The 3636-nt window shown below is 53.1% G+C and carries 4 protein-coding genes; all 4 read left to right on the top strand.

Annotated elements, in window-relative coordinates:
• Window positions 1-15: 15 nt before the first annotated feature.
• Window positions 16-597 carry a CoB--CoM heterodisulfide reductase subunit C gene (gene hdrC, locus FTO68_RS11625; RefSeq protein ID WP_255333577.1) on the top strand — a complete coding sequence of 194 codons (582 nt, stop codon included), beginning with the start codon at window positions 16-18 and terminating at the stop codon, window positions 595-597.
• Window positions 597-1514, top strand: coding sequence for a CoB--CoM heterodisulfide reductase subunit B (gene hdrB / locus FTO68_RS11620; RefSeq protein ID WP_255333576.1), 918 nt, complete (start codon window positions 597-599; stop codon window positions 1512-1514). Before hdrC ends, hdrB begins: the two co-directional genes overlap by 1 nt.
• Before the next feature lie 8 nt (window positions 1515-1522).
• Window positions 1523-3544 (top strand): CoB--CoM heterodisulfide reductase iron-sulfur subunit A family protein, encoded by a 2022-nt coding sequence (locus FTO68_RS11615; RefSeq protein ID WP_255333575.1) that lies wholly within the window; start codon window positions 1523-1525, stop codon window positions 3542-3544.
• The coding region (locus tag FTO68_RS11610; RefSeq protein WP_255333578.1) for a hydrogenase iron-sulfur subunit at window positions 3545-3636 on the top strand (92 nt) is incomplete at its 3' end.

Raw genomic sequence — 3636 nt, 5'->3', positions numbered from 1 at the left:
GCGTGAGGTTTCATTATGGCAAAAGCAAAGGGTTACTCCGATGAAAACCTGTCTGTCCGTCTGGCAGACCGGTATTACCGCACAGATGATGCATCCCCTGATTTCCTCAAGAATATTGAAAAAATAGGGATGACGATTGCCCACATGTGCTACCAGTGTGGCACCTGTACAGGGTCATGCCCCTCGGCACCGAGGAGCTCATACCGGATCAGGAAGTTTGTCCGGCGGGCAGTGCTCGGACTCGAGAACGATGCGCTTACCGACCCGGATCTCTGGCTCTGCACCACCTGTTACTCGTGCACCGACCGCTGTCCGCGGGATATCGCACCGACCGATATTATCATGGCAATGAGAAATCTCGCATTCAAACGCAAGATTGTGCCACGCAACTTCTTAAACACCGTCCAGTTCATCTACAAGACAGGACATGGCGTCCCCAATAACGATGTGAACCGGGCGGCACGTGTGAAGCTCGGACTCGAAGCCGAACCCGAAACCACAGCGAAATACCCAGAGTTTATACCGGGTATCCAGAAGATTCTCGACCACTACGGTCTCAAAGACGAGGCAGATGAAATTCTGTCGGAGGGTCAGTAATGTCAGGAAAGACACACACGTATGCATTCTTCCTCGGCTGTATCGCACCAAACCGGTATCCGGGTATTGAAGCAGCTGCAATCAAGACCAGCAGAAATCTCGGGATCGAACTTGTTCCCCTGAAGGGTGCATCATGCTGCCCTGCACCGGGAGCGTTCGGCTCGATTGACCTGAATGTATGGTATGCGATGGCTGCACGCAACCTTGTCCTTGCCGAGCAGATGAATACCGATATCACGCTCATCTGCAATGGCTGTTACAAGTCAATCTGGGAAGTGAACCACAAACTCAAACACCATGACGAACTCAGAGACAACGTCAACGAGGTCTTAAAAGAGATCGATATGGAGTTTAAAGGGACCATCGATGTCCGCCACCTGATCGAGATCTACTATGATAAGAAGATCTGTGGTGTGGACAAGCTCGCAGACAGCGTCACATCACCCCTCAATGGCGTGAAGGTTGCTGTCCACTACGGATGCCACCTGCTGAAACCACGGAAAGAGCGTGAGTTTGAGGCGGAAGGTGTCGGCGATACCGAGAACCCGATGTGGATGGAAGAGCTTGTTGCCGCACTCGGAGCAGAACCGGTGCAGTACCGCAACAAGATGCAGTGCTGTGGTGCCGGTGGCGGTGTGCGGGGATATGATATCGCACATGCACTTGATATCACAAACGAGAAGCTGATCAATATGAGCGAGGTGGGTGCCGATGCAATCACAGAAGGCTGTCCATTCTGCCAGCTTCAGTTTGACCGCGGCCAGATCGAGATCGGAGAAAAGTTCGGTGTCGAATGGGCAATTCCTGTTCTCCACTTCAATGAACTGCTCGGTCTTGCACAGGGGATGAGCCCGCAGGATCTTGCACTTGATCTCCATGGCATCTCCTGCGAACCTTTCCTTAACAAACTCCAGTGAGGCGCACTATGGTTGATGAAACGAAATCACAAAAACCAAGAGTGGGTGTGTTTATCTGCCACTGCGGTACCAATATCGCAGGATCTATGGATATAAAGGCAGTGCAGGAGTATGCACGCACCATTCCAAATGTCGTCTATGCAGACGAATACCAGTACATGTGTTCGACGCCGGGACAGACAAAAATCGAGGATGCGATTAAAGAACACAACCTCACCGGAGTGGTTGTGGCAGCCTGTTCCCCACGTCTGCACGAACCGACGTTCCGTACCGCATCAAAAGAGGGTGGACTGAACCCGTTCAGGTTCGAGATGGCAAACATCCGCGAACAGAACTCATGGGTTCACATGCATGACCATGAAGGAGCAACCAATAAGGCAAAAGATGCTGTCAGAATGGCAGTTGCCAAGGCATCGCTCCTTGAAGATCTGTTCCCCAAATCGGTCCCGGTCGAGCATGCGGCAATGGTCGTCGGCGCAGGTGTCGGCGGTATCCAGGCTGCACTTGATCTGGCAAACGCAGGGATTAAGACCTACCTCATCGAGAAGCTCCCCACGATCGGCGGCAGGATGTCGCAGCTCGATAAGACATTCCCGACACTTGACTGTTCCCAGTGTATCCTGACACCCAAGATGGTGGATGTCGGCCGCCACCCAAACATCGAACTGATGACCTATACCGAAGTCGAGAACGTTGAAGGATACATCGGAAACTTCGATATCACCCTCAGGAAGAAGGCACGAGGTGTCCTCACCCCGGTCGAAGCGGAAGCACGGGGGATCGTTGGTGGGGGATGTAACGGGTGCGGCGACTGTGAAGCTGTCTGCCCGGTCATCAAGCCAAACCCGTTCGAGATGGGGATGGCACCCAGAAAGGCGATCTATATCTATCACCCACAGGTTGTACCTCTTATCTACACAGTCGATTTCGATTCCTGTGTGAAATGCGGACTCTGTGTCGAGGCATGCGGCGAGAAGAAGGCGATCGATCTCGAACAGGAAGACGAGTTTGTCACTGTCAAGGTCGGTACCGCTGTGCTTGCAGTCGGATACGAACTGTTCCCAATCGAGAAGAAGCCCGAGTGGGGATACAAGCGGTATGACAATGTCATCACCTCACTCGAATTCGAGCGGCTCATCTGTGCGTCAGGTCCAACCGGGGGCCATGTGATCAGGCCAAGCGATGGAGAGACACCAAAGAAGATCGGGTTTGTCCTCTGTGCAGGGTCACGTGACAATACCGGTGTCGGCAAGCCATACTGCAGCAGGTTCTGCTGTATGTATTCGCTCAAACATGCGCATCAGCTGCATGAGAAGATTCCGGGATCGCAGTCATATCTCTTCTACATGGATATCCGATCGTTTGGAAAGATGTATGAGGAGTTCTATTACCGTATCCAGGATGAAGGAACGAAATTCATCCGGGGACGCGTGGCCAAGATCGAGGAGGATCCAATCACAAAGAACCTCCATGTTCTCACCGAAGACACGCTCCTCGGCCAGCCGGTCGATATCGAACTCGATCTGGTTGTTCTGGCATCTGCGGTCCAGCCAACCGAAGAGACCAACCATGTCCGCCACCTCTTCGGCGTGTCACAATCCATGGATGGATGGCTCCTCGAAGCTCACCCGAAGCTGAACCCCTGTGGAACAACCACAGCAGGTGTCTTCCTCGCAGGAGTGTGCCAGGGACCAAAGGATATCCCGGATACCGTGGCACAGGCAGAAGGAGCAGCGTCGGCAGCATCGATTCCGATTCATGTCGGAGAGGTCGAGCTCGAACCATACTTTGCCATGTGTATTGAAGAGAAGTGTGCAGGATGCGGGATGTGTGTGAACCTCTGCCCATACTCGGCACTTGATCTCGTCGAGAAGAACGGAAGGAAAGTGATGCAGGTCACTGAAGCGAAATGCAAGGGATGCGGGACCTGCGGAGGGTTCTGCCCCGGCGGTGCGATCTGGATGCAGCATTTTGCCACACCACAGATTGTTGCACAGATTGATGCGTTCCTCCTCGGAGGTGAGCAGTAAATGACGGAAGAGTGGAAACCAAAGATTCTCGGCATCATCTGCAACTGGTGTTCCTATGCAGGAGCAGATCTCGCAGGGAGTGCACGAACACA

Origin of the sequence: Methanocalculus taiwanensis, from assembly GCF_024372745.1 — an archaeon.
Classification (GTDB): domain Archaea; phylum Halobacteriota; class Methanomicrobia; order Methanomicrobiales; family Methanocorpusculaceae; genus Methanocalculus; species Methanocalculus taiwanensis.
The sequence above is the reverse complement of the archived record's forward strand: the minus strand, read 5'-3'. Positions and strand labels throughout refer to the sequence as shown.